The 24,963-nt window shown below is 56.2% G+C and carries 23 protein-coding genes; 5 read left to right on the plus strand and 18 right to left on the minus strand.

The annotated features are described in order from the left end of the window. Positions 1-445: 445 nt before the first annotated feature. The gene (gene purL / locus N5C09_RS10715; protein WP_063867975.1) at positions 446-4,333 is read right to left on the minus strand and encodes a phosphoribosylformylglycinamidine synthase; all 3,888 of its coding nucleotides are present in this window, start codon (positions 4,331-4,333) and stop codon (positions 446-448) included. Between the two features lie 267 nt (positions 4,334-4,600). On the opposite strand from purL, the gene mltF reads away from it, so the two are divergent. Further along, positions 4,601-6,151 carry a membrane-bound lytic murein transglycosylase MltF gene (mltF, locus tag N5C09_RS10720; protein ID WP_279749013.1) on the plus strand — a complete coding sequence of 517 codons (1,551 nt, stop codon included), beginning with the start codon at positions 4,601-4,603 and terminating at the stop codon, positions 6,149-6,151. Here the strand turns inward: mltF and tadA are convergent. Genes tadA through murQ form a run of 4 tightly spaced genes read right to left on the minus strand, consistent with a single transcriptional unit; the run spans position 6,039 to position 9,512 of the window. Beyond that, positions 6,039-6,578 (minus strand): tRNA adenosine(34) deaminase TadA, encoded by a 540-nt coding sequence (gene tadA, locus N5C09_RS10725; protein WP_022651606.1) that lies wholly within the window; start codon positions 6,576-6,578, stop codon positions 6,039-6,041. The two genes, mltF and tadA, sit on opposite strands and share 113 nt — an antisense overlap. A gap of 24 nt (positions 6,579-6,602) precedes the next feature. After that, complete coding sequence (gene yfhb, locus N5C09_RS10730; RefSeq protein ID WP_063450537.1) at positions 6,603-7,238, minus strand: phosphatidylglycerophosphatase C; 636 nt, start codon at positions 7,236-7,238, stop codon at positions 6,603-6,605. 3 nt (positions 7,239-7,241) lie between these two features. After that, positions 7,242-8,606 (minus strand): PTS transporter subunit EIIC, encoded by a 1,365-nt coding sequence (locus N5C09_RS10735; RefSeq protein ID WP_112791766.1) that lies wholly within the window; start codon positions 8,604-8,606, stop codon positions 7,242-7,244. A 9-nt stretch (positions 8,607-8,615) separates the two neighbouring features. Beyond that, positions 8,616-9,512 carry an N-acetylmuramic acid 6-phosphate etherase gene (gene murQ / locus N5C09_RS10740; protein ID WP_279749014.1) on the minus strand — a complete coding sequence of 299 codons (897 nt, stop codon included), beginning with the start codon at positions 9,510-9,512 and terminating at the stop codon, positions 8,616-8,618. Positions 9,513-9,630: 118 nt separating this feature from the next. On the opposite strand from murQ, the gene N5C09_RS10745 reads away from it, so the two are divergent. Together N5C09_RS10745 and N5C09_RS10750 are read left to right on the plus strand one after the other, a co-directional pair. Continuing rightward, a complete protein-coding gene (locus N5C09_RS10745) occupies positions 9,631-10,479 on the plus strand; it encodes a MurR/RpiR family transcriptional regulator (protein ID WP_063450540.1) in 849 nt (282 codons plus the stop codon). 56 nt (positions 10,480-10,535) lie between these two features. Then, positions 10,536-10,796 (plus strand): YfhL family 4Fe-4S dicluster ferredoxin, encoded by a 261-nt coding sequence (locus N5C09_RS10750; protein ID WP_023300734.1) that lies wholly within the window; start codon positions 10,536-10,538, stop codon positions 10,794-10,796. On the opposite strand, the gene acpS is transcribed toward N5C09_RS10750, so the two are convergent. The 11 genes from acpS to rpoE all read right to left on the minus strand — a co-directional run bounded on the left by acpS (position 10,793) and on the right by rpoE (position 20,133). Continuing rightward, on the minus strand, positions 10,793-11,173 hold the full coding sequence (gene acpS / locus N5C09_RS10755) for a holo-ACP synthase (protein WP_063867967.1): 381 nt from the start codon (positions 11,171-11,173) through the stop codon (positions 10,793-10,795). The two genes, N5C09_RS10750 and acpS, sit on opposite strands and share 4 nt — an antisense overlap. Next, positions 11,173-11,904 carry a pyridoxine 5'-phosphate synthase gene (gene pdxJ / locus N5C09_RS10760; RefSeq protein WP_279749015.1) on the minus strand — a complete coding sequence of 244 codons (732 nt, stop codon included), beginning with the start codon at positions 11,902-11,904 and terminating at the stop codon, positions 11,173-11,175. The genes acpS and pdxJ overlap by 1 nt, the downstream gene beginning before the upstream one ends. 33 nt (positions 11,905-11,937) lie before the next feature. After that, complete coding sequence (recO, locus tag N5C09_RS10765; RefSeq protein ID WP_279749016.1) at positions 11,938-12,645, minus strand: DNA repair protein RecO; 708 nt, start codon at positions 12,643-12,645, stop codon at positions 11,938-11,940. 17 nt (positions 12,646-12,662) lie between these two features. Continuing rightward, a complete protein-coding gene (gene era / locus N5C09_RS10770) occupies positions 12,663-13,568 on the minus strand; it encodes a GTPase Era (protein WP_003860709.1) in 906 nt (301 codons plus the stop codon). Beyond that, positions 13,565-14,245: a ribonuclease III gene (gene rnc / locus N5C09_RS10775; RefSeq protein ID WP_003860711.1), complete on the minus strand. Its 681-nt coding sequence runs from the start codon at positions 14,243-14,245 to the stop codon at positions 13,565-13,567. Before rnc ends, era begins: the two co-directional genes overlap by 4 nt. 223 nt (positions 14,246-14,468) lie before the next feature. Then, on the minus strand, positions 14,469-15,443 hold the full coding sequence (gene lepB, locus N5C09_RS10780) for a signal peptidase I (protein ID WP_063867958.1): 975 nt from the start codon (positions 15,441-15,443) through the stop codon (positions 14,469-14,471). A gap of 15 nt (positions 15,444-15,458) precedes the next feature. Continuing rightward, positions 15,459-17,264 (minus strand): translation elongation factor 4, encoded by a 1,806-nt coding sequence (lepA, locus tag N5C09_RS10785; RefSeq protein ID WP_003860714.1) that lies wholly within the window; start codon positions 17,262-17,264, stop codon positions 15,459-15,461. 185 nt (positions 17,265-17,449) lie between these two features. Beyond that, on the minus strand, positions 17,450-17,926 hold the full coding sequence (gene rseC / locus N5C09_RS10790; RefSeq protein WP_279749017.1) for a SoxR-reducing system protein RseC: 477 nt from the start codon (positions 17,924-17,926) through the stop codon (positions 17,450-17,452). After that, positions 17,923-18,876, minus strand: a complete 954-nt coding sequence (gene rseB / locus N5C09_RS10795; protein ID WP_003860717.1) for a sigma-E factor regulatory protein RseB — start codon at positions 18,874-18,876, stop codon at positions 17,923-17,925. Before rseB ends, rseC begins: the two co-directional genes overlap by 4 nt. Beyond that, positions 18,876-19,526: an anti-sigma-E factor RseA gene (gene rseA, locus N5C09_RS10800; protein ID WP_063450544.1), complete on the minus strand. Its 651-nt coding sequence runs from the start codon at positions 19,524-19,526 to the stop codon at positions 18,876-18,878. The genes rseB and rseA overlap by 1 nt, the downstream gene beginning before the upstream one ends. A gap of 31 nt (positions 19,527-19,557) precedes the next feature. Further along, positions 19,558-20,133, minus strand: coding sequence for an RNA polymerase sigma factor RpoE (gene rpoE / locus N5C09_RS10805; RefSeq protein ID WP_006176728.1), 576 nt, complete (start codon positions 20,131-20,133; stop codon positions 19,558-19,560). 425 nt (positions 20,134-20,558) lie between these two features. On the opposite strand from rpoE, the gene nadB reads away from it, so the two are divergent. Beyond that, positions 20,559-22,178 (plus strand): L-aspartate oxidase, encoded by a 1,620-nt coding sequence (nadB, locus tag N5C09_RS10810; protein WP_279749018.1) that lies wholly within the window; start codon positions 20,559-20,561, stop codon positions 22,176-22,178. Here the strand turns inward: nadB and N5C09_RS10815 are convergent. Further along, positions 22,163-22,900 (minus strand): tRNA1(Val) (adenine(37)-N6)-methyltransferase, encoded by a 738-nt coding sequence (locus tag N5C09_RS10815; RefSeq protein ID WP_279749019.1) that lies wholly within the window; start codon positions 22,898-22,900, stop codon positions 22,163-22,165. The two genes, nadB and N5C09_RS10815, sit on opposite strands and share 16 nt — an antisense overlap. 132 nt (positions 22,901-23,032) lie before the next feature. On the opposite strand from N5C09_RS10815, the gene srmB reads away from it, so the two are divergent. Continuing rightward, on the plus strand, positions 23,033-24,361 hold the full coding sequence (srmB, locus tag N5C09_RS10820) for an ATP-dependent RNA helicase SrmB (protein ID WP_063450547.1): 1,329 nt from the start codon (positions 23,033-23,035) through the stop codon (positions 24,359-24,361). Between the two features lie 51 nt (positions 24,362-24,412). Here srmB and grcA read toward each other — a convergent pair whose 3' ends face one another. After that, positions 24,413-24,796, minus strand: a complete 384-nt coding sequence (grcA, locus tag N5C09_RS10825) for an autonomous glycyl radical cofactor GrcA (RefSeq protein WP_008502190.1) — start codon at positions 24,794-24,796, stop codon at positions 24,413-24,415. Positions 24,797-24,963: the final 167 nt, after the last annotated feature.

Below are 24,963 nucleotides of genomic sequence, written 5' to 3' on the forward strand. Positions count from 1 at the left end.
TCATGGAATAAGGCGGTGCCTAACTCGACGTTTCGCCCTGGCCTGATAAAGCATTGCAATAATCAGTAGTTGGACGGCAGGCACCTTTTTGTGCGTCATTCGAAGTTTATGTAGCACGTCCCGAAGGGGCTGACATAAGAAGGTGAATGAGCCACTGACTACTGTAATGCAACTCGCGTGCCAGAATGCAAAACAATCGATTATCTTTATGATTACAAAAGATTTTATTACATAAGTGTATTGAAAGCGGCGTGAATGATTTCCAGGCTAAGTGTCGCTATTAAGCAACACCTTAACGGGAACCTGTCATGCCATATATAAATCAATAAGTTAAATGTCTCCTTTTGGAGACACTCAAACCGGAGGATTGTCGCGATTTTGCGACAGGTACAAAAAGGCCCGGTGGCGCTCACGCTCACCGGGCCTACAGGTAGTACGCTAAACCTTAACCCAACTGTTTACGCGCGTTGCGGAAAATGCGCATCCACGGGCTGTCCTCGCCCCAGTTTTCCGGGTGCCAGGAGTTGCTCACGGTACGGAAGACTCGCTCCGGGTGCGGCATCATGATCGTTACGCGACCGCTTTCGCTGGTGACCGCAGTGATACCATTTGCCGAACCGTTCGGGTTAGCCGGATAGGTTTCGGTAACCTTACCGAAGTTATCAACGAAGCGCAGCGCCACCAGCCCTTTGCTTTCAAGCTGAGCCAGATGCGCCGCATCGCGCACTTCAACCTGACCTTCACCGTGCGACACCGCGATCGGCATCTGAGACCCCACCATCCCCTGCAACAGCAGAGACGGGCTTTGGGTCACCTCTACCAGGCTGAAGCGCGCTTCGAAGCGGTCAGACTGGTTGCGCACAAAGCGCGGCCAGGCTTCACTGCCCGGGATCAGCTCGCGCAGGTTAGACATCATCTGGCAGCCGTTACAGACGCCCAGCGCCAGCGTCTGCGGGCGATGGAAGAAGGTCTCGAACTCGTCACGCACGCGGCTGTTGAACAGAATGGACTTCGCCCAGCCTTCACCCGCGCCCAGCACGTCGCCGTAGGAGAAACCGCCGCAGGCCACCAGCGCCTGGAAATCATCCAGCCCGGTACGTCCCGCCAGCAGGTCGCTCATGTGAACATCAATGGCGTCGAAGCCCGCCCGGTGGAAGGCCGCGGCCATCTCAACGTGGGAGTTAACGCCCTGCTCGCGCAGCACGGCCACTTTCGGACGCGCGCCGGTCGCGATGTACGGTGCGGCAATGTCTTCGTTGATGTCGAAGGAGAGCTTCACGTTCAGGCCTGGATCCTGGTCATTGGCCTTCGCGTTATGTTCCTGATCGGCGCATTCCGGGTTGTCGCGCAGGCGTTGCATCTGCCAGGTGGTTTCCGCCCACCACATACGCAGCGTGGTACGGCTTTCGCTGAACACCGCGTGGCCGTCCGCTTCAATCACGAAGCGGTCACCCTGCACTGCTTTACCCAGGTAGTGCACGCAGTCTGCCAGACCGTGCTTCGCAAGGAGAGCTTCCACCGCCTCGCGGTCTGCGGCGCGGACCTGAATCACCGCGCCCAGCTCTTCGTTAAACAGCGCTGCCAGGCGGTCTTCGCCAAGAGCGCCAATGTTCGCTTCCACGCCGCAGTGGCCGGTGAAGGCCATCTCTGCCAGGGTGACCAGCAGGCCACCGTCGGAGCGGTCGTGGTAGGCCAGCAGCTTGCGCTGTGCCACCAGCGCCTGGATCGCGTCGTAGAAGCCTTTAAGCTGGGCGACGTCACGCACGTCGGCTGGCTTATCGCCGAGCTGACGGTAAACCTGCGCCAGCGCGGTTGCGCCCAGTGCGTTATGGCCTTTGCCGAGGTCAATCAGCAGCAGGGCGTTATCTTCGGTCGCCAGCTGCGGCGTAACGGTATGGCGTACGTCTTCTACGCGGGCAAACGCGGTGATCACCAGCGACAGCGGAGAGGTCATCTCGCGCTGCTCGTTACCCTCCTGCCAGCGGGTTTTCATCGACATCGAGTCTTTACCCACCGGAATGGTCAGGCCGAGCGCAGGACACAGCTCTTCGCCCACCGCTTTCACCGCTTCGTACAGGCCTGCATCTTCACCCGGGTGACCGGCAGCGGCCATCCAGTTCGCGGAAAGCTTGATGCGTTTGATGTCGCCAATCTGCGTGGCGGCAATGTTGGTCAGCGCTTCACCAACGGCCAGTCGCGCAGAGGCGGCGAAGTCCAGCAGCGCCACCGGGGTGCGTTCGCCCAGCGCCATCGCTTCGCCGTAGTAGCTGTCGAGGCTCGCGGTGGTCACGGCGCAGTTAGCGACCGGGATCTGCCACGGGCCAACCATCTGATCGCGGGATACCATACCGGTTACGGTACGGTCGCCGATGGTGACCAGGAAGGTTTTCTCTGCCACGGCCGGGAGGTGCAGTACGCGATTCACCGCGTCCGCAACGGTAATGCCCTGGCGGTCCAGCGCTTTGCCCGCCGCTTTGCGGGTGGTGACGTCGCGAGTCATCTTCGGCGTTTTACCGAGCAGCACGTCCAGCGGCAGATCGATCGGCTGGTTGTCAAAGTGGGTATCGCTCAAGGAGAGGTGCTGCTCTTCGGTCGCTTCACCGATGACGGCATACGGCGCGCGCTCGCGGCGGCACAGCTCGTCAAACAGCGGCAGCTGATCGGCGGCCACCGCCAGCACGTAGCGCTCCTGGGATTCGTTACACCAGATTTCCAGCGGGCTCATGCCCGGCTCATCGCTCAGGATGTCGCGCAGGTTGAAACGGCCACCGCGACCGCCGTCGCTCACCAGCTCCGGCATGGCGTTGGACAGGCCGCCCGCGCCCACGTCGTGGATGAACAGAATCGGGTTGGCGTCACCGAGCTGCCAGCAGCGGTCGATGACTTCCTGACAGCGACGCTCCATCTCCGGGTTGTCGCGCTGCACGGAGGCGAAATCAAGATCCGCATCAGACTGGCCGGAAGCCATAGACGAGGCTGCACCACCGCCCAGACCGATGTTCATGGCCGGACCGCCGAGCACGATCAGCTTCGCGCCGACGACGATCTCGCCTTTCTGCACATGATCGGCGCGAATGTTGCCGATCCCGCCCGCCAGCATGATCGGTTTATGGTAACCCCGCAGCTCTTCACCGTTGTGGCTGTCCACTTTCTCTTCATAGGTACGGAAGTAGCCGTTCAGCGCCGGACGACCAAATTCGTTGTTGAACGCCGCGCCGCCCAGCGGGCCTTCGGTCATGATATCCAGCGCGGTCACGATGCGCTCTGGCTTGCCGAAATCTTCTTCCCACGGCTGTTCAAAGCCCGGGATACGCAGGTTGGAAACGGAGAAACCGACCAGACCCGCTTTTGGTTTAGCACCGCGACCCGTTGCACCTTCGTCACGGATTTCACCGCCGGAACCGGTCGCCGCACCCGGCCACGGCGAGATTGCCGTCGGGTGGTTGTGGGTTTCCACTTTCATCAGGATATGCGCAGGCTCCTGATGGAAGTCATAGCGCCCCGCTTCGCGGTCGGCGAAGAAGCGGCCCACCTCGGAACCTTCCATTACCGCGGCGTTGTCCTTATAGGCAGACAGCACGTGGTCAGGGGTTTGCTCCATGGTGTTTTTGATCATTTTGAACAGTGACTTCGGCTGCTGTTCGCCGTCGATAATCCAGTCGGCGTTGAAAATCTTGTGGCGGCAGTGCTCAGAGTTGGCCTGCGCGAACATATACAGTTCGATGTCGTTCGGGTTGCGGTTCAGCTTAACGAATGCATCCTGAAGGTAATCAATTTCATCTTCTGCGAGTGCCAGACCCAGACGCAGGTTTGCGTCGATCAGCGCCTGACGCCCCTGCCCCAGCAGGTCTACGCTCTGTACCGGCGCTGGCTGATGGTGGGAGAACAGCTTCTGCGCCTCATCCAGAGAGGCAAACACGCTCTCCATCATGCGGTCGTGCAGCTCCGCCGCGACGGCCTGCCACTGCGCGTCGCTCAGGGTGGACGCTTCCACATAGTACGCCACGCCGCGCTCCAGACGGTTAATCTGGCTCAGGCCGCAGTTGTGGGCGATATCCGTTGCTTTGGAAGACCAGGGGGAGATGGTGCCCGGACGTGGCGTGGCAAGGATCAGTTTGCCGGTCGGCGTATGGCTGCTCAGGCTTGGGCCATATTTAAGCAGGCGTTCCAGCTGTACGCGCTCCTCTGCATTCAGAGGGGCATTCAGGTCAGCAAAATGGACATACTCAGCGTAAATATTGCTTACCGGAAGGTCGGCCGCCTGAAAACGTGCCAGCAGTTTGTTAATACGGAAGGCAGACAGTGCAGGCGAACCACGCAGAATTTCCATCATAAGTCTCTCGTCTTCGAAGCGCCGGGGCGCTTACAGTGTGCGCAAGGGGGGAAAACGGGCGTCATTATAGAGAATCCTGAGCGCCGACGAAACCGTTTGCGTCGAAATAAAATCATCCATTATGTTTAACAATAGATGTGACCTGTCTCTCTAATTGGTTGCCAACTGGCGCTACTTTGCGCAAAATGCCGCTCAATCAATGGCAAACCCTATTCATAACATGACTACAGCACACTGAGGCATCCGGCGTCGCAGAGAATTAACTAATTGAAAAAATTAAAGATTAATTATCTGCTCATCGGCATTGTTACGTTGCTGCTGGCAGTGGCCCTCTGGCCTTCTATCCCCTGGTTCGGCAAAGCCGAGAACCGTATCGCCGCCATTCAGGAGCGGGGGGAGCTGCGCGTCAGTACCCTCTCTTCCCCGCTTATTTATGACGATATCAACGGTAAAACCATTGGGCTTGATTACGAACTCGCACAGCTATTTGCAGACTATCTGGGCGTAAAGCTGAAGGTCACCGTGCGACAAAACATTAACCAGCTCTTTGACGACCTGGATCATAACCGCGCCGATATCCTTGCCGCCGGACTGGTGTACAACACCGAGCGGAGCAAAAACTATCAGCCGGGCCCAACCTATTACTCCGTGTCGCAGCAGGTGGTTTATCGTGTGGGTAGCCTGCGCCCGCGCTCGCTAGCCGACATCACCGAACAGCAGTTAACCATCGCCCCCGGCCACGTGGTGATTGACGATCTGCGGGAATTAAAAGAGAAAAAATACCCGAACCTCAGCTGGAAGGTTGACCCGAAACTGGGCACCAACGCATTGCTGGAGCAGGTAAAGGATAAAAAGCTGGCCTATACCATTGCTGATTCGGTAGCGATCAGCCTCTTCCAGCGCGTTCATCCTGAAATCGCCGTGGCGCTGGATGTGACCGACGAACAGCCGGTGACCTGGTTTACCCCGCTAGACGACGATCAGACCGTTTCTGCGGCCATGCTCGATTTCTTTAATTCGATCAATGAAGACGGCACCCTGGCGCGTCTGGAAGAGAAATATCTCGGTCACGGTGACGATTTTGATTACGTGGACACCCGCACCTTCCTGCGCGCCGTGGACAGCGTGCTGCCGGAGCTGCAACCGCTGTTTGAGAAATACGCACAGGAAATTGACTGGAAGCTGCTGGCGGCGATTTCCTACCAGGAATCACACTGGGATGCTCAGGCCACCTCCCCGACGGGCGTGCGCGGGTTGATGATGCTGACCAAAAATACCGCCCAGAGCCTCGGCATCAGCGATCGGACCGATGCGGAACAAAGCATCAGCGGCGGCGCGCAGTATTTACAGGATATGATGGCAAAAGTGCCGGAGACGGTCCCGGAAGGGGAGCGGATCTGGTTTGCGCTGGCCGCCTATAACATGGGCTATGCGCATATGCTCGACGCGCGCGCGCTGACGGCGAAAACAAAAGGTAATCCGGACAGCTGGTCTGATGTAAAACAGCGCCTCCCGCTGCTTAGCCAGAAACAGTGGTATAAAAAGCTGACGTACGGCTATGCGCGCGGGCATGAAGCGTATGCCTACGTGGAGAATATTCGTAAATATCAGATAAGCCTGGTGGGGTATTTGCTGGAGAAAGAAAAAGAGGCAACCGAGGCACAACAGCTGGCTGAAAGCTATCCGGTGGTTGCACCGGACGAGCTTAATCACCCTGAGGCTTCAATTCTGCCTTTTGTTGCTTTTTCTGCTGCCGACGCATTCGAAAAAAGTCACTTAACAGACCAGAACATTCTGGTGCAAGTACCCCACCGATAGTTTTCACCTGGTGGTTCATCCCCGGATGCCCAAGCACGTCCATCAGCGAGCCGGCAGCGCCCGTCTTTTCATCTCGCGCGCCAAATACCAGCGTGCCGATTCGGCTGTGCACCATTGCCCCGGAGCACATCACGCACGGTTCAAGGGTGACGTAGAGTGTGGTATCAAGCAGACGATAGTTTTGCAGCACCAGTCCGCCCTGACGAAGCGCCATGATTTCAGCATGCGCGGTAGGATCGTGGCGGCCAATAGGACGGTTCCACCCTTCTCCAATCACCTGATTGTTATGGACCAGCACCGCGCCCACGGGCACTTCGCCCTCTTCCCAGGCGCGCTGAGCCAGCGCCAGCGCGTGGCGCATCCAGTATTCATGATTGTGTTCAGGGTTGGACAAGGGCTGATACTCCAGTCGAAAAGCGGGCGGCATTATACACAGCCGTTATAGATAAGACTATTCGAGTTGCTGAAGTTCACCCAGAGGCGTGACGCGCCAGCGGTGCTGGCAAAAATAGAGCAGCGGGTTGTCCTGCTTGCTGTCGCTGTAGCCGCTGTACAGACGCAGCGGCGTGCCGATGCGTTTTTCCAGCTGGACCACTTTTTCATGCCCCAGGCAGCGCATCGTCAGGACCCAACCGCCGTAGCCGCGTGAGATTTGCGTGGCGATAAGATTTACGCGCGGCAGCCAGGGGGTATCAAAATAGACCTGCTCCACCAGCGTCTGCGGGGAGCCGGTAATCAGCCAGATATCGGCGTCGTTGGCGTCGAGGTAGCTGGTGAGGCGCGCCTGTACCACGGGAAACGCGGCCACGTGCCCGCGAAACCAGTGGGCAAAATCCTGCTCAAGCTGCTTAAGACGCGCTTCGCTATGACCAAACGTACATCCCCAAAGCAGCAGGCTCATCGGCCAGCGCGCTGCACGGCCTTTCACCAGCAGCGCGATGCCAATAACGGGTAACAGGGGCAATACCAGCAGCGCGTTAAGGGGCTGGCGCCGCAGCAGGTAGCGCATAAACGTGCCGAACATATCCTGCTGGTGCAGCGTTCCATCCAGATCGAAAAAGACAACGCGACGCTCGTGATTGGCCAAACCTTACTCCTCTGGGTCGTTGAATCCTAACAGCCAGGTAAACAGGAACCCGGCGATCACCGCTACCAGATAGCCTAACAGATAGAGCATGACTTTTCCGGTCACGATGGTTAATGCCAGCGGTAAACCGGAGATCCCAAAGGTGATAACGGTCGCCACTTTCCAGTAGCTGATCAGCGCCCCGCCCACCGCACCGCCGAGGCAGGCGGCCAGGAACGGTTTACCCAGCGGCAGCGTAACGCCGAAAATCAGCGGCTCGCCGATACCGAGTAACCCGACCGGCAGCGCCCCTTTAATGACCTTTTTCAGACGTGCGTTGCGGGTTTTCATCAGTATCGCGATGGCCGCACCGACCTGCCCAACGCCCGCCATCGACAGGATCGGCAGCAGCGCGTTATAGCCGTGCGCCTGCACCAGTTCGACGTGGATCGGCACCATCCCCTGATGCAGACCGGTCAGGACTAACGGCAGGAAGGTTCCGGACAGTACGGCGCCTACCAGCAACCCGCCGCGATCGATAGCCAGAGACGCGCCGTGGGCGATGGCTTCCGAGATCCAGCCGCCCAGCGGTTGCAGAGCCACAATCGCCACGCTCCCGGTAATCAGCGTGGTCAGCAATGGGTTAAGGATCAGCTCAATCGAGCCGGGCAGTACCGCGCGCAGCTTTTTCTCGATCCAGCACATCAGGATCACCACCAGCAGCACGGCAATCACCCCACCTCGGCCAGGCTGAAGCGCCTCGCCAAACAGCGTAATTTGCGCCAGCTGCGGGCTGGAGAGGATCCCGGCCATCACGCCGCCCATCGCCAGCGAGCCGCCGAACACTTTGGCGGTATTCACCCCCACCAGAATGTTCATGATGGCAAACACCGCGCTGCCGAAAATGGCGAGAATGCCCAGCAGGTTCGGATACTGCGTGGCAAAATCCCCGACAATATCCGGACGCTTAAGGATATTGATAATTCCGGTGATCAACCCCGACGCGATAAACGCCGGGATCAGAGGAATAAAGACGTTGGCCAGCTGGCGCAGCGCGTCGCTCATAGGGGCTTTATACCTGGCTTTCGCCTGCGCTTTGGTGCGTTCCGCGTCGTCAACGGCGTGAACCGTTTCCCCGCCCGTCATCAGAGCGCGCATGGCGTCAACCACCTGCGCCGCTTTGCCCGGGCCGACAATCAGCTGATGCTGTTGCCCCTGCTTAACGTACCCGCTCACGCCGGGAAGCTGCTTCAGGCGCGTGACATCGAGCTTGTCGTCGTTATGCACCTCGACGCGCACGCGCGTCATGCAGTTTTCCAGACGCTGAATATTGTTTTCCCCACCGATCCCGAGCAGGATGTCGCTGGCGAGCGCTGCTGTTTTGTCCATACACGCCTCTTATTCGTGTTCTAATGCCGCCCGTAAAAACCCGTGATGGGCATCGAGTCTGGCTCTGGCCGCGGCTGCATCCAGCCCGGTTAATATCATCAGAATGGCCGGTTTGACGTCGTGATCGGTCTGCTGAAGCACCTTTTCCGCCTCTTCACGCGCGGCGCCCGTCGCTTCCATCACCATGCGGCACGCTCTGTCCACCAGCTTGACGTTGGTCGCCTGCATGTCCACCATCAGGTTTTGGTAGACCTTGCCGAATTTCACCATCGCGCCGGTGGAGATCATATTGAGCACCAGCTTCTGCGCGGTACCCGACTTCAGACGCGTCGAGCCGGTTAACGCCTCGGGCCCAACGACAGGCGAGATGGCAATGTCCGCTACCTGCGCTATCGGCGAGCCGGGGTTGCAGGAGATGGCGACCGTGGTGCACCCGATCTTCCGGGCGTATTCCAGCCCGCCAATGACGTACGGCGTACGCCCGGATGCCGCCAGCCCGACCACCAGATCCTGCGCAGTCAGGTTCAGCGTCCTGAGGTCATCTTCCCCAAGCTGTTGATTATCTTCTGCTCCTTCCACCGCTTTCAGCAGCGCGCCAGGGCCGCCGGCAATCAGGCCCACAACCAGGCCGTGCGGAACGCCAAAGGTCGGCGGACACTCGGAAGCATCCAGCACGCCGAGGCGCCCGCTGGTTCCCGCCCCCATATAAATAATGCGTCCTCCGGCTTTCAGCGCGTCGGCAGCGGCGTCCACGGCTTTTGCTACCTCAGGCAATGTCTCTTTGACTGCCAGCGCGACGAGGGTATCCTGTTGATTAAAGCGGTTTACCAGCTCAAGCGTGGAGAGCGCGTCAAGATCCATGGTTTGCGGGTTACGCGTTTCAGAAACAAGAGAGCCTAGATTCATGTTATGTACCTCTGGAATTTTTAATTCATAATAAACGCACTGTAATGGAATATAAAATTCATTCAGGCGAGCAAAATCCGTATTTGCGCAGGCAATCACATTTTCGCCAGGAGATCGTATGAACTGTTTAATTCGCATTCGTCAGCGCTACGCAGGCTTTGCCCAGAGTGACAAAAAGCTCGCGGATTTTTTACTCTCTCAGCCCGATCGCGCGCGGCACCTTAGTTCGCAGCAGCTGGCAGGCGAAGCCGGGGTGAGCCAGTCAAGCGTGGTGAAGTTTGCCCAGAAGATTGGGTTTAAGGGCTTTCCGGCGCTGAAGCTGGCCATCAGCGAAGCGCTGGTGAGCAACCCTAACCCGCAGTCTATGCCGGTGCATAACCAGATCCGCGGCGACGATCCGATGCGTCTGGTCGGTGAAAAGCTGATCAAAGAGAACGTGGCGGCAATGCATGCCACGCTGGACGTGAACACCGAAGAGAAGCTGCTGGAAAGCGTCGCCATGCTTCGCGACGCGCGGCGCATTGTATTGACCGGGATTGGGGCATCCGGGCTGGTGGCGCGTAACTTTGGCTGGAAGCTGACCAAAATCGGCTATAACGCCATCGTTGAGCAGGATATGCACGCGCTGCTGGCAACCGTTCAGGCGATGGATCCTGACGATGTGCTGCTGGCCATCTCCTATTCCGGCGAGCGCCGCGAGATAAATATGGCCACCGACGAGGCCCTGCGCGTGGGGGGGAAAATTTTGGCCATTACCGGCTTTAGCCCCAATGCGCTCCAGCAACGGGCAACGCGCTGTCTGTATACCATTGCCGAGGAACAGGCCACTCGCAGCGCGGCTATTTCCTCAACGAGTGCGCAAATGATGCTGACGGATCTGCTGTTTATGGCGCTGGTTCAGCAGGATCTGGAGCGTGCACCAGAGCGAATTCGTCACAGCGAAGAGCTGGTAAAAAAACTGGTCTGAGCACAAAATGCGCGTATAATGCCCGCCCTGTTTGTGATGTTTCTGAGAATTTCCCGATGGCGCTGTTAATCACTAAAAAATGCATCAACTGCGATATGTGCGAACCCGAATGCCCGAACCAGGCGATTTCGATGGGCGACAGCATTTATGAGATTAACAGCGACCGCTGCACCGAGTGCATCGGCCACTATGAAACGCCGACCTGCCAGAAGGTGTGCCCAATCCCCAATACGATCTTAAAAGATCCGGCACACGTCGAGAACGAAGAACAGCTGTGGGATAAGTTTGTCCTGATGCACCATGCGGACAAAATTTAACTCTCGATAATTACCGTTGCACAGGCATAGTGACGTTCATCTGCCAGCGTTACGTGCATGTGCGCCACGCCCAGCGTTTCCGCCAGCTTAAGCGCCTCGCCCCATAAGCGCAGACGTGGCTTACCCAGCTCATCGTTAAAGACTTCAAACTGGTTAAACGCCAGGCCGTTACGAATGCCCGTGCCGAACGCTTTCGCCGCCGCCTCTTTTACCGCAAAACGCTTTGCCAGAAAGCGCACCGGCTGTTGATGCGCCTCCCAGATGGCCCATTCGTTATCGCTCAGCACGCGTCTTGCCAGGCGATCGCCGCTGCGGGCGATCACTGCTTCGATGCGGGCTATTTCAACGATATCGGTACCTAAGCCCAGAATGGCCATTACTGACGTGCTTCCAGCATCAGGCGCTTCATCTCTGAAACCGCCTCTTTCAGGCCGCTCATTACCGCCCGGCCAATAATCGCGTGGCCGATATTCAGCTCGTGCATTTCCGGCAGGGCGGCAATGGCCTTCACGTTGTGATAGGTCAGGCCGTGTCCGGCGTTCACCTTCAGGCCCAGACTGGCCGCGTAGGTTGCCGCTTTGGCAATACGCTCCAGCTCTTTAGCCTGTTCAGTGTCATTTTCAGCATCAGCATAGCAGCCGGTGTGAATTTCAATGTACGGCGCGCCCGCGTCGGCCGCGGCTTTAATCTGGGTGAAATCGGCGTCGATAAACAGGGAAACCAGGATACCGGCATCCGCCAGGCGTTTGCAGGCGTCGCGCATTTTGTCGAACTGCCCCGCCACGTCCAGACCGCCTTCGGTCGTCACTTCCTGACGCTTTTCCGGCACCAGACAGCAAAAGTGCGGCTTCGTATCGCAGGCAATCGTCAGCATCTCTTCCGTTACCGCCATCTCCAGGTTCATGCGGGTATCCAGCGTCTGGCGCAGGATGCGCACGTCGCGATCGGTGATGTGGCGACGATCTTCACGCAGGTGGACGGTAATGCCGTCGGCGCCAGCCTGTTCAGCGATAAATGCCGCCTGAACCGGATCCGGATACGCCGTGCCGCGCGCGTTGCGCAGGGTGGCAATGTGGTCGATGTTGACGCCTAACAATAATTCAGCCATGACAATCCTCGGTTTTCTTTCTGATGCTGTGGTCTAACGTTTCGGCATAAACTGCCTGAATAATTCGCGGCTCTTTAAGGGCTTGCCACCAAGATACGGCTTGAGAGCAATTCGGGTAAAGCGTTTTGCGGCGCGCAGGGTGTCGGCGTCCGGGAACTCGCGTTCATACAGTGCTCTGAGCTGGCGTCCGGTAAAGGTGCTGTTATCAACGACGACGCTGGCAATAAAGCCCTTTTCCTCACGATAGCGATAGGTCATGGTATCTTCTACCTCATCCCCACTCCCCGCACAGTGCAGAAAATCGACGCCGTATCCAAGATGCCCGAGCAGCGCCAGCTCGAAACGACGCAGCGTAGGCTCAGGGGTGCCGGTTGCGCCAGCGAGCGACTGAATACAGTGCAGGTAATCAAAGAAAAGTTCAGAGAAGCAGGTCTCATGTTCGAGCACCCGTGAGATGAGTTCGTTGACGTACAAACCGCTGTAGAGCGTAATGCCAGAAAGAGGAAGCGCGAGGGAAACGGCTTCAGCACTGCGCAGGGTTTTGACTTCCCCTCGCCCGCCAAAGCGAACCAGCAGCGGGGTAAAAGGCTGTAAGGCACCTTTGAGATTAGAACGTTTGGAACGTGCGCCTTTGGCAACAAGGCGCACGCGACCGGACTCTTCCGTGAAGACGTCCAGCATCAGGCTGGTTTCGCTCCAGGGACGACTATGCAGGACAAAGGCGCGCTGCCATCCATCCATATGCTCGCCGTCTTTATTTACTGGTCTTCGCCGTAACCGAGGCTGCGCAGCGCACGCTCATCATCGGCCCAGCCAGATTTCACTTTCACCCACAGTTCCAGGTGAACCGGTGCTTCAAACATGTCCTGCATGTCTTTACGGGCTTCGATTCCGATAGTTTTGATCTTGGCGCCTTTATTGCCGATCACCATCTTCTTCTGACCTTCACGCTCAACGAGGATCAGACCATTGATATCGTAACCGCCGCGCTCGTTCGACTGGAAACGCTCGATCTCAACCGTGACCGAGTACGGCAGCTCTGCGCCCAGAAAACGCATCAGCTTCTCGCGGATGATTTCAGAGGCCATAAAGCGCTGCGAGCGATCGGTGATGTAATCTTCCGGGAAGTGATGAGTCGCTTCTGGCAAGTGCTTACGTACGATGCCGGCAATGGTATCAACGTTCAGACCGGTTTCCGCAGACAGTGGAACGATGTCCAGGAAGTTCATCTGGCTGCCCAGCCACTGTAGGTGTGGCAGCAGATCGGCTTTTTCCTGCACGTTGTCCACTTTATTGACCGCGAGGATCACCGGCGTTTTGCCGTCGCGCAGCTTGTTCAGGACCATTTCGTCGTCCGGCGTCCAGCGGGTGCCTTCCACAACGAAAATCACCAGCTCTACGTCGCCAATGGAGCTGCTCGCCGCCTTGTTCATCAGACGGTTGATGGCGCGCTTCTCCTCCATGTGCAGGCCCGGGGTATCGACGTAAATCGCCTGATACGCGCCTTCAGTATGGATACCGACGATGCGGTGACGCGTGGTCTGCGCCTTACGCGAGGTAATAGAAATCTTCTGCCCAAGCAGATTATTCAGCAGGGTGGATTTGCCAACGTTCGGACGTCCGACGATGGCAATAAATCCGCAATAGGTTTTGTCGATGCTCATTCCAGCTCCAGCATTTTTAACGCCTGTTCGGCGGCAGCCTGTTCAGCCTTACGACGGCTTGAACCCGTGCCGACCACCGGTTCACTCAGGCCACTGACCTGGCAATGGATGGTAAATTCCTGATCGTGCGCTTCGCCACGCACCTGCACCACCAGATAGGATGGCAGCGGGAGGTGACGACCCTGCAAATATTCTTGCAGACGCGTTTTCGGATCTTTTTGCTTATCGCCCGGGCTGATTTCGTCCAGACGGGTCTGATACCAGTTCAGGATCAGCTTTTCTACGGTCTGGATATCGCTGTCCAGGAACACGCCACCGATTAAGGCCTCGACCGTATCGGCAAGAATGGATTCACGACGGAACCCACCACTTTTCAGCTCACCCGGCCCCAGACGCAGACATTCACCCAGCTCAAACTCGCGTGCGATTTCAGCGAGGGTATTGCCGCGCACCAGCGTGGCGCGCATGCGACTCATATCACCTTCGTCCACACGCGGAAAACGATGATAAAGCGCATTCGCAATCACGAAGCTTAAAATAGAGTCGCCTAAAAACTCGAGACGCTCATTATGTTTGCTGCTGGCACTGCGATGGGTTAATGCCTGTTGCAACAACTCCTGATGATGAAAAGTGTAGCCCAGCTTCCGTTGAAGCCGATTAATTACGATGGGGTTCATGCGATACCAATAAATGAATGCGTCAAAAATGCAGCACACGAAACCGACCTGAGAAAACCAACGCGGTTTCGTGTGCCGTGGCACCCTTGCAGGGCCAACCTTAAACTTCGGGGGAATATTCTATACACAACGACAGGGGATGTCGTTAGTTCAAAGAGATTTATCGCTGAAATAATTCACGTAGCGGCTAATAAAAGCCGCTACGCGTTATTTTTCACGAAAATTAATGGATTCCGCCAATACGATTCAGGCGAACGCCGGTCGGCCACTCGCCTTCCTGCTTCTCGAAGCTCATCCAGATAGCGGTTGCTTTACCGACCAGATTCGCTTCCGGCACGAAGCCCCAGTAACGGCTGTCCGCGGAGTTATCGCGGTTATCACCCATCATGAAGTAGTGTCCCGGCGGCACAATCCAGGTCGCCAGCTGCTGGCCCGGCTGCTGGTAGTACATTGCCAGCTGGTCCTGCGCAATTGGCACGGTCAGAATGCGGTGAGTAACATCGCCCAGCGTCTCTTTGCGCTCAACCAGACGAATGCCGTTCTCTTTGGTTTCACCTTTTGGCACCTGGAAGAAACCGCTGGTCGCTTCACCGCCGTTACGACGGGCGAAGGTCTGCACAAAATCACTTGGCTCGACGTTGGAGTAAGTGATTGGCAGCGCATTTTCGCATGCAGTACCAGAGCGACAGCCAGGCTGAACGGTCACCTCTTTCGCCACCGGATCGTAGGTCACTTTATCGCCCGGTAAACCTACCGCGCGCTTGATATAGTCCAGGCGCGGATCGTCGGGATATTTAAACACCACGATATCGCCACGTTTCGGATGACCCGTTTCGATCAGCGTTTTCTGGTAGATCGGATCTTTAATGCCATAGGCAAACTTCTCAACCAGAATAAAATCACCAATCAGCAGCGTTGGCATCATCGATCCTGACGGGATCTGGAACGGTTCATAGATAAATGAACGTACCACCAGCACAATCGCCAGCACCGGGAATACCGATGCCCCTGTTTCCAGCCAGCCCGGTTTAGGGCCAACTTTTTTCAGGGTCTTCGCGTCCAGCGCATCGTCAGTGGCTGCCTGCGCGGCAGCCTGACGTTCACGGCGTTTTGGGGCGAAGATAAACTTATCCAGGCACCACAGCAGGCCTGTCACCAGGGTAGCGATGACCAGGATCAGGGCAAACATGTTCGCCATGCCAACTCCTTAAGGTTATTTACCGTTACCGTCTTTACCAACATGAAGGATGGCAAGGAATGCTTCCTGCGGCAGCTCAACGTTACCGACCTGCTTCATACGCTTCTTACCTTCTTTCTGCTTCTGCAACAGCTTTTTCTTACGGCTGACGTCACCGCCATAGCATTTCGCCAGAACGTTTTTACGCAGCTGCTTCACGGTTGAGCGGGCAATGATGTGGTTACCGATGGCCGCCTGAATCGCAATGTCAAACTGCTGACGCGGGATCAGATCTTTCATCTTCTCAACCAGCTCGCGACCGCGGTACGGTGCGTTATCGTTGTGGGTGATGAGCGCCAGGGCATCAACGCGTTCGCCGTTGATCAGCACGTCTACGCGGACCATGTTCGAGGCCTGGAAGCGTTTGAAGTTGTAGTCCAGCGACGCATAGCCGCGGGAGGTGGACTTCAGACGGTCGAAGAAGTCGAGCACCACTTCCGCCATCGGAATTTCATAGGTCAGGGCCACCTGGTTACCGTGGTAAACCATGTTGGTCTGCACGCCACGCTTCTCAATACACAGGGTGATCACGTTGCCGAGGAACTCCTGCGGCAGCAGCATGTGACACTCTGCGATAGGCTCACGCAGTTCCTGAATGTTATTCAGCGGCGGAAGCTTGGACGGGCTATCGACGTAGATCACCTCTTTCGACGTGGTTTCTACTTCGTAAACAACCGTCGGGGCGGTGGTGATCAGATCCAGATCGTATTCACGCTCCAGACGTTCCTGAATGATCTCCATGTGCAGCAGGCCGAGGAAGCCACAGCGGAAGCCGAAGCCCAGCGCCGTTGAGCTTTCTGGCTCGTAGAACAGGGAGGCATCGTTGAGGCTCAGCTTACCGAGCGCATCGCGGAAGTTTTCGTAATCATCGGAGCTGACCGGGAACAGACCCGCATAGACCTGCGGTTTCACTTTCTTGAAGCCGGGCAGCGCTTTATCTGCCGGATTACGTGCACCGGTCAGGGTATCCCCCACCGGCGCGCCGAGGATGTCTTTAATGGCACAGACCAGCCAACCCACTTCGCCGCATTTCAGCTCGGTACGGTCAACCTGTTTTGGCGTGAAGATGCCCAGACGGTCAGCGTTGTAGACCTGCCCGGTGCTCATGACCTTGATTTTATCGCCTTTACGCATGGTGCCGTTTTTAATACGCACCAGCGAGACAACGCCGAGGTAGTTATCAAACCAGGAGTCGATGATCAGCGCCTGTAACGGCGCATCCGGGTCGCCTTCCGGCGGCGGAATGTCACGCACCAGACGTTCCAGTACGTCCGGAACGCCGACGCCGGTTTTTGCCGAGCAACGTACGGCATCGGTCGCATCAATACCGACGATATCTTCAATCTCTTCCGCTACGCGCTCAGGATCGGCGGCTGGCAGGTCGATTTTATTCAGTACCGGCACCACTTCGAGATCCATTTCCATGGCGGTGTAGCAGTTTGCCAGCGTCTGGGCCTCTACGCCCTGCCCGGCATCCACCACCAGCAGCGCGCCTTCGCAGGCCGCCAGCGAGCGTGATACTTCATAAGAGAAGTCAACGTGCCCTGGGGTGTCGATAAAGTTCAGCTGGTAGGTTTCACCATCGGAAGCCTTATAGTCGAGCGTCACGCTCTGCGCTTTGATGGTAATACCGCGTTCGCGTTCCAGGTCCATGGAGTCCAGAACCTGGGCTGCCATTTCACGATCAGACAGGCCACCGCAAATCTGGATAATACGGTCAGACAGCGTCGACTTACCGTGGTCAATGTGAGCTATGATCGAAAAGTTACGTATGTTCTTCATATAGTTAAATAATTATGCCTTACGAATTCCTGGAGGCCGCTGTTCTTAGCCTGACGTTTTTCAGTGCGAAAACGCAGCATTCTACACTACATCCTCGTCTGCTGGAAATGCACTTAGAGCCAGGTATAGCGCGAAGAGTCGGCGTTTTCTTTATTGCGGTGTAAATAATAATAAAGCCCGGCAGATCACCGGGCCTCAGAAGAGAGCGTCTCAACACGAAGTTGGTCGGGTGCCAGCGCAACGCTGAGGATAACAGGCTGCCAGGCTTCCCGGGCGGTAAGTCTCGGGGAGAGGCCTTTAGCAAGCCAGAATCCGCCCACGCCGCCTAAAGCGGCTCCGCACATGGCGGCCATATCTGTGCCAAACAGCATCTGGAAAACCCCGCCCATCACGAACAAACCTGCCAGCGGAGAAAGGTAAACCAGCATGGCCGAGGTGAGCAAGCTACCTTCAGCGATGCCCAGCTCCACTTTCTGCCCTGCCACCAGCGGCTGGTCACTTGGCACCGCAATAGTATGCGACGTCTGCGGCCCCAGCTTATTCAACACGCGGCTGCCGCAGCCGGCTCGGGAGGCGCAGCTGCTGCATGATGCTTTAACATCACAGCTGACGAGCGCTATGCCATCCTGCCAGGAAACGACCGTGGCCCACTCTTTAATCATTGTGCCGCCCTGAATTTGATGCTGTCTGAAATGCGTTTTGCCGTTGGCGGCGGTAATTCACCGACAATGGTGATTTCTGCGTTATCGCGCACCGTGGTACTAACCGTCCGGCGGCCGGTTCGGAGCATCTGTTCGGAACTGTTCGCCGTAGCGCGATTGATGTTCACCGAGAAGCTAAACAAACCATCGGAGTAGAGTCGTGACTCAACCGGCGTTTCGATAGTAGGCAGCTGGCGACGGCTGCTGGAAACTTCGCTGAACCCTTGCGGGATCCAGGAAGGTACCCAGTTGAAATTAACAGAATCGCCGGCAGGAACGGAAAGCAAAGGCGGCAGACTGGCTTTGGCCAGATTTTGCATGCTGTTGCCAACCTGGCTGTTCACGTCGAAGGAGATCACGCGGAACTGTTCAAGCGTTTCACCGTCGCGATCGAGCAGATCAACGCGCATCGGCAGCTTCGTCTCTGCGTCAATCCAGACGATATAGCTGTAACGTGTGCCATCCCGCGCGACAACGCGGATCACTTCGCACAGTCTGTCGGCAATACGCGTTCGCCCCACCGAGATAAAATCATAGTAGGGAGCGAGACGTTTAAAATCGGTATAAATGAGCGACGGCAGAGAATCAACGATGTAGTCGCCATTGAGCGTAAACGGCTCAAGGCCAGGCTCGAAATAGCTGATTTCGTTCCCACGCTGGACCACTTCCCGACGCGGGCCATCCATCTGTAAAAGCTGGGCGAGCGGCTGATTATCAAGGCGGGCGTGGCGATAGCGTAACGATTCGACACCCTGCTTATTGATGCTGATAAATGCCAACTCATAATTGAGTGACTGGCTGGCCAGATTCATTTGCTGCAACAACGCCCCGGATGAAACATCAGCCGAGGCGTTAGCAGAGAAGAACAGGCTACCCGCCATCAAAGACATGGCGAACCAAAGTTGCTTCATTACTGCGATTGCGTTCCTAAAGTTTGGTTTCCTGGCACCTGCACAGCAGCCTGCTGGGTTTGGGCCTGCTCAAACTGAAGCTGCTCGGAGTGCAGACGACGCTGCAACTCGTAATCCTGCAACATCGCATTAATGCGACGACGCTGCTCCTGTACCTGCTGTTGCTGTCCGCCGCTTGCGGAGGCATCTGCCGGTACGCCCAGGCTCACCGGGCTGGCTTTACCCATCATCGGCAGCGTATTGAACACTGGCGCTTCAGGCTGCTGGCTGGCTTCAGACTGAGTATTATAGTGCTGGACCCCAACGATAACTGCAAGCGATACGCACGCAGCGACACCCATCTGGGTGAGCTGGCTCGCCCACGGACGCACCTTGTGCCAGAACGGCATTTTCTGCCACTGGTGAGGTGCAGGCTGCGCTTCAGGAATCAGCGGCGTGGTCTGATGAACAGGTTCGTTCTCAATGGCCGCCATAACGCGAGCTGAGATATCGAAATGGAGAACCTCGCTGGTATCACCGCGCATCGTGTCGCGGATGAGGTGATAGTTCTCCCAGGTCTGTTGCATTTCGGGAGAATGAGACAGCTCATCAAGCAGCTCACTATCCAGCGTTTCACCATCCATTAAAGCGGAAAGTTTTTCTTTCTGCATGCCTAATACCTTTTCCAGTATCCCGCTATCGTCAACGCCTGATAAGCGGTTGAACTTTATTATCAATGGCTTCTCGCGCACGGAAAATTCGTGAACGAACCGTGCCGACCGGACAATCCATGATGGCGGCTATCTCTTCATAGCTTAGGCCATCCAGCTCCCGTAACGTAATTGCCATGCGTAAATCTTCCGGGAGCGACTCGATCGTGCGAAAAACGATTTGTCTCAGTTCTTCTGACAACATTAAGTTCTCAGGGTTCGAAATTTCTTTCAGCGCGCCGCCACTTTCGAAGTTTTCCGCGTCGATAGCATCGACATCACTTGAAGGCGGACGACGCCCCTGAGCAACCAAATAATTTTTAGCCGTATTGACTGCAATGCGATACAGCCAGGTATAAAAAGCACTATCCCCCCGGAATGAATCCAGCGCGCGATAGGCCTTAATAAAAGACTCTTGTACGACATCAGGCACATCGCCTGACGGTACATAGCGGGAAACCAGACTCGCTACCTTATGCTGGTAGCGCACCACCAGTAGGTTAAAAGCTTTCTGATCTCCCTTCTGGACCCGTTCAACCAGGACCTGGTCCGTTAACTGCTCGCTCATCCGAGGTAATGTCTCCCCAAACCAAATTCCACGCGTTATCGAAACGCCACTCTACCAACATTGCACTTTGAGCAAGCACCGAGTTAGAGCGTCTGTTCTTCAATAAGTTCCGTAACGCCTTTGTTTTTGTTCATCGCGCCGCAGACCGTTCATTTTCTCTCATTATAAGTCTGTTCACGATACGCACCCGCTTTCTGACAAGAATCATCAACTTTATCGTCAGAAGAGTAACGCAACACAGGCTTTATTTCACCACAAAATCTGAAGCTAACGATCTGCTTCGCAAAATATTTCCCGTCATTTAGCGATGATTTAACTTCTGGCCTTTCGTTTAGTCATTGCAACACGCATCAAAAAAAACGTGCGATAACTCGCATCAGAATGCTATTCTCCCGACACCATGTTTAGTAAATTAAACAAACATCATGAACACGACGCCTGAACTTCATTGTGATGTACTGATCATCGGTAGCGGTGCTGCCGGCCTTTCCCTTGCGCTGCGCCTGGCAGAACATCAGAACGTCATCGTGCTGAGTAAAGGGCCGATGAGCGAAGGTTCCACCTTCTATGCACAAGGCGGCATTGCCGCCGTGTTTGATGAAACGGACAGTATTGCCTCACATGTAGAAGATACTCTGATTGCTGGTGCCGGGATCGTGGATGAGCATGCCGCAGAATTTGTCGCCAGCAATGCCCGCCACTGCGTGCAATGGCTTATCGACCAGGGCGTGCTGTTTGATACGCAGATTCAGCCCAATGGTGAAGAGAGTTATCACCTGACCCGTGAGGGCGGGCACAGCCACCGCCGTATTCTGCACGCTGCTGATGCGACCGGAAAGGCGGTTGAAACTACGCTGGTCAGCAAAGCCCTCAGCCATCCCAATATTCAGGTGCTGGAGCGCAGCAACGCCGTCGACCTGATTATTTCCGACAAGATTGGCCTGCCCGGCACGCGCCGCGTTGTCGGCGCATGGGTGTGGAACCGGAATAAAGAGAAGGTGGAAACCTGCCAGGCAAAAGCCGTTGTGCTGGCGACCGGCGGAGCCTCGAAGGTTTACCAGTACACGACGAACCCGGATATCGCGTCCGGAGACGGTATCGCCATGGCCTGGCGCGCCGGCTGCCGCGTGGCGAATCTGGAGTTTAATCAGTTCCATCCCACCGCCCTGTTCCATCCGCAGGCGCGAAACTTTCTGCTGACGGAAGCGCTGCGCGGTGAAGGCGCCTGTCTTAAGCGCCCGGACGGCTCCAGGTTTATGCCGGACTTCGACCCCAGAGGTGAACTGGCGCCGCGGGATATCGTGGCCCGCGCCATCGACCACGAAATGAAGCGGCTTGGCGTGGACTGCATGTATCTGGACATTAGCCATAAGCCGGTAGAATTTATTCGCCAGCACTTCCCGATGATTTACGAAAAGCTGCTGAGTCTGGGTATCGATTTGACCCGCGATCCGGTACCGATTGTGCCTGCCGCCCACTATACCTGTGGCGGCGTGATGGTTGACGATCACGGTCGTACCGACGTGGATGGCCTCTATGCGATCGGCGAGGTCAGTTATACCGGCCTGCATGGCGCCAACCGCATGGCATCAAACTCGCTGCTGGAGTGTCTGGTATACGGGTGGTCTGCTGCGGAAGATATTGCCAAACGCATGCCCTACGCGCGTGCGACAGCGTGCCTGCCAGCGTGGGATGAAAGCCGGGTGGATAACCCTGACGAACGGGTGGTTATCCAGCATAACTGGCACGAGCTGCGGCTGCTCATGTGGGATTATGTCGGGATTGTACGCACAACGAAGCGTCTGGAGCGCGCGTTACGCCGCATTATGATGTTGCAGCAGGAAATTGATGACTATTACGCCAATTTCCGCGTTTCCAATAACCTACTGGAGCTTCGCAACCTGGTGCAGGTTGCCGAGCTGATTGTGCGCTGCGCAATGATGCGCAAAGAGAGTCGTGGTCTGCATTATACGCTGGACTATCCCGACACGCTGGAAACGTCCGGCCCGTCGGTGCTGACGCCGCAGGTTCACATAAACAGGTAAAAGGACTGGGTCAGGGCAGTGTAATCTTCGGAATAACGCTGGTCTGGCCCGCGAATGACCATCCTGTCGATAAAGCACTCCCCCTCTTTCGGCGAGAGCGCCAGCAGCACGCGGTGCGGTAAGCGCCCTTCCGTATCGGAGATATCGGTACGAAGACGCAACTTCCAGCCGATCTCAAGAGCGATCTCAATGAAGGTGTTGCCCGTGCTTTCAGGCAGGACCACGCAGAAAAATCCCTCTTCCGAGATGAGTTCCGCCGCACTGGTCAGGAGTGACGGGTGATCGAGCGAACGGGTGTAACGAGCCTGCTCGCGTTCCGGCGTTCCACACTCCACGCCGGGCACGAAATACGGCGGGTTGCTGACGATCAAATCGTAACGCGCGGTCTGCTCTGGTGCCCAGGTCAGGACATCTGCGCATTCCACCCTGACGCGTTCTGCCCACGGGGATTCAGCAGCGTTTTCCCGTGCCTGCTGCGCCGCCTGAGGATCAAGCTCAACGGCATCGATCGTGACGTGTTCTTCCGTTCGCTGCGCCAGCATCAGCGCCTGGAGCCCGCTGCCCGTCCCGATATCCAGAATGCGTTTTACACCTGCGACAGGCGCCCATGCACCCAGTAAAATACCGTCTGTACCGACTTTCATCGCACAACGATCGTGCGCCACAAAAAACTGTTTAAACGTAAAACCATCGCGGCGCAGCTGCGCTTTGAGTTGAGACATGTCAGGGCAACCTTCTGTGTGAAACTGGAGTAGCATAGGGGAAAGCGAAGTGGCCGAAAAGCGATATCCATACAAACAGATGAAGATTACAGCCGTAACGTCTATAATCAGCGCCCCACACAGAGGTAGAACATGACTGTAACGACTTTTTCCGAACTTGAACTCGATGAAAGCCTGCTCAATGCTCTTGAGAGCAAAGGCTTTACACGCCCGACCGCCATTCAGGCCGCGGCCATTCCGCCTGCGCTTGAGGGCCGCGATGTGCTCGGTTCTGCGCCAACCGGCACGGGGAAGACAGCAGCCTACTTGCTGCCTGTGTTGCAGCATTTGCTCGATTTTCCGCGTAAAAAATCAGGCCCGCCGCGTATTTTGATCCTGACCCCGACCCGTGAGCTGGCGATGCAGGTTGCCGAACACGCGCGTGAGCTGGCGGCGAACACCCATCTGGATATCGCTACCATCACCGGCGGCGTAGCGTATATGAACCACGCGGAAGTGTTCAGCGAAAACCAGGATATCGTTGTTGCGACGACAGGCCGTCTGCTGCAATACATTAAGGAAGAGAACTTCGACTGCCGCGCGGTGGAAACGCTCATTCTCGATGAAGCTGACCGCATGCTGGACATGGGCTTTGCCCAGGATATCGAACACATTGCGGGTGAAACGCGCTGGCGTAACCAGACCATGCTGTTCTCGGCAACCCTTGAAGGGGATGCCATCAAAGATTTCGCCGAACGTCTGCTGGAAGATCCGGTGGAAGTGTCCGCCACGCCATCCACGCGCGAGCGTAAGAAGATCCACCAGTGGTACTACCGTGCAGATAACCTTGAGCATAAGGTTGAGTTGCTGAAACACCTGCTGAAGCAGGAAGATGCAACCCGTACCATCGTCTTCGTTCGCAAACGCGAGCGCGTGCATGAGCTGGCAGAAATGCTGCGCAACGCCGGCATCAATAACTGCTATCTCGAAGGTGAAATGGCACAGGTTAAGCGTACCGAAGGGATTAAGCGTCTGACCGATGGCCGCGTGAATGTACTGGTTGCCACCGACGTTGCCGCGCGCGGGATCGACATCCCTGACGTGAGCCACGTGATCAACTTTGATATGCCACGCAGCGGTGATACTTATCTCCACCGCATTGGTCGTACCGGCCGTGCGGGCCGTAAAGGTATTGCTATCTCTCTGGTGGAAGCGCACGACCATCTGCTGCTTCAGAAAATTGGCCGCTACGTTGATGAGCCGCTTAAAGCTCGCGTTATCGACGGACTTCGTCCGACCACACGTGCACCGAGTGAAAAAATGACGGGTAAACCGTCCAAGAAAGCGCTCGCGAAACGTGCCGAGAGAAAAGAGAAAGAAAAAGAGAAACCGCGCGTTAAGCAGCGCCACCGCGATACCAAAAACATTGGTAAGCGCCGTAAGCCAAGCTCTGCTGCGCCAGAGACAAAAACTGAAGAGTAAAAAAAAGCCGGGACATTCCCGGCTTTTTTATTCCCCCCCGTGGCTGAAACCTTACAGGCTTTCAGTAAAGGTACGAGCAATAACGTCGCGCTGCTGTTCCGGGGTCAGAGAGTTGAAGCGTACCGCATAGCCAGACACGCGGATGGTCAGCTGCGGGTATTTTTCCGGGTGCTCAACGGCGTCCATCAGGGTTTCGCGACGCAGAACGTTAACGTTCAGGTGCTGACCGCCTTCCACGCGGACTTCTGGCTTCACTTCCATTGGAATTTCACGGTATTCAATTTCGCCCAGCTTGCTCACCGGAACGATTTCGTCTTCCGCAAAACCTGCTTTCGCTACTACACAGCGCGCTTCGTTTTTTTCGCTGTCCAGCAGCCAGAAAGAGTTCAGCAGATCGTCGTTTGCTGCTTTAGTAATCTGGATACCTGTAATCATGTGTTGCCTCCCTTAGGCTACATTAACTGATGCTGGCCTTTCGCGGCCAATTGGTAAAACCATTGTTTCTTGTGTGTATATATAACATTCAGACCCCGGTGATTTATTGATTTAAATCAACAAAACCACCAACCACACAAAGAGTGTGGTCTGAATTTATTGTTTCA

The sequence above is a fragment of the Enterobacter sp. GD03975 genome (assembly GCF_029838645.1).
Classification (GTDB): Bacteria; Pseudomonadota; Gammaproteobacteria; order Enterobacterales; family Enterobacteriaceae; genus Enterobacter; species Enterobacter quasihormaechei.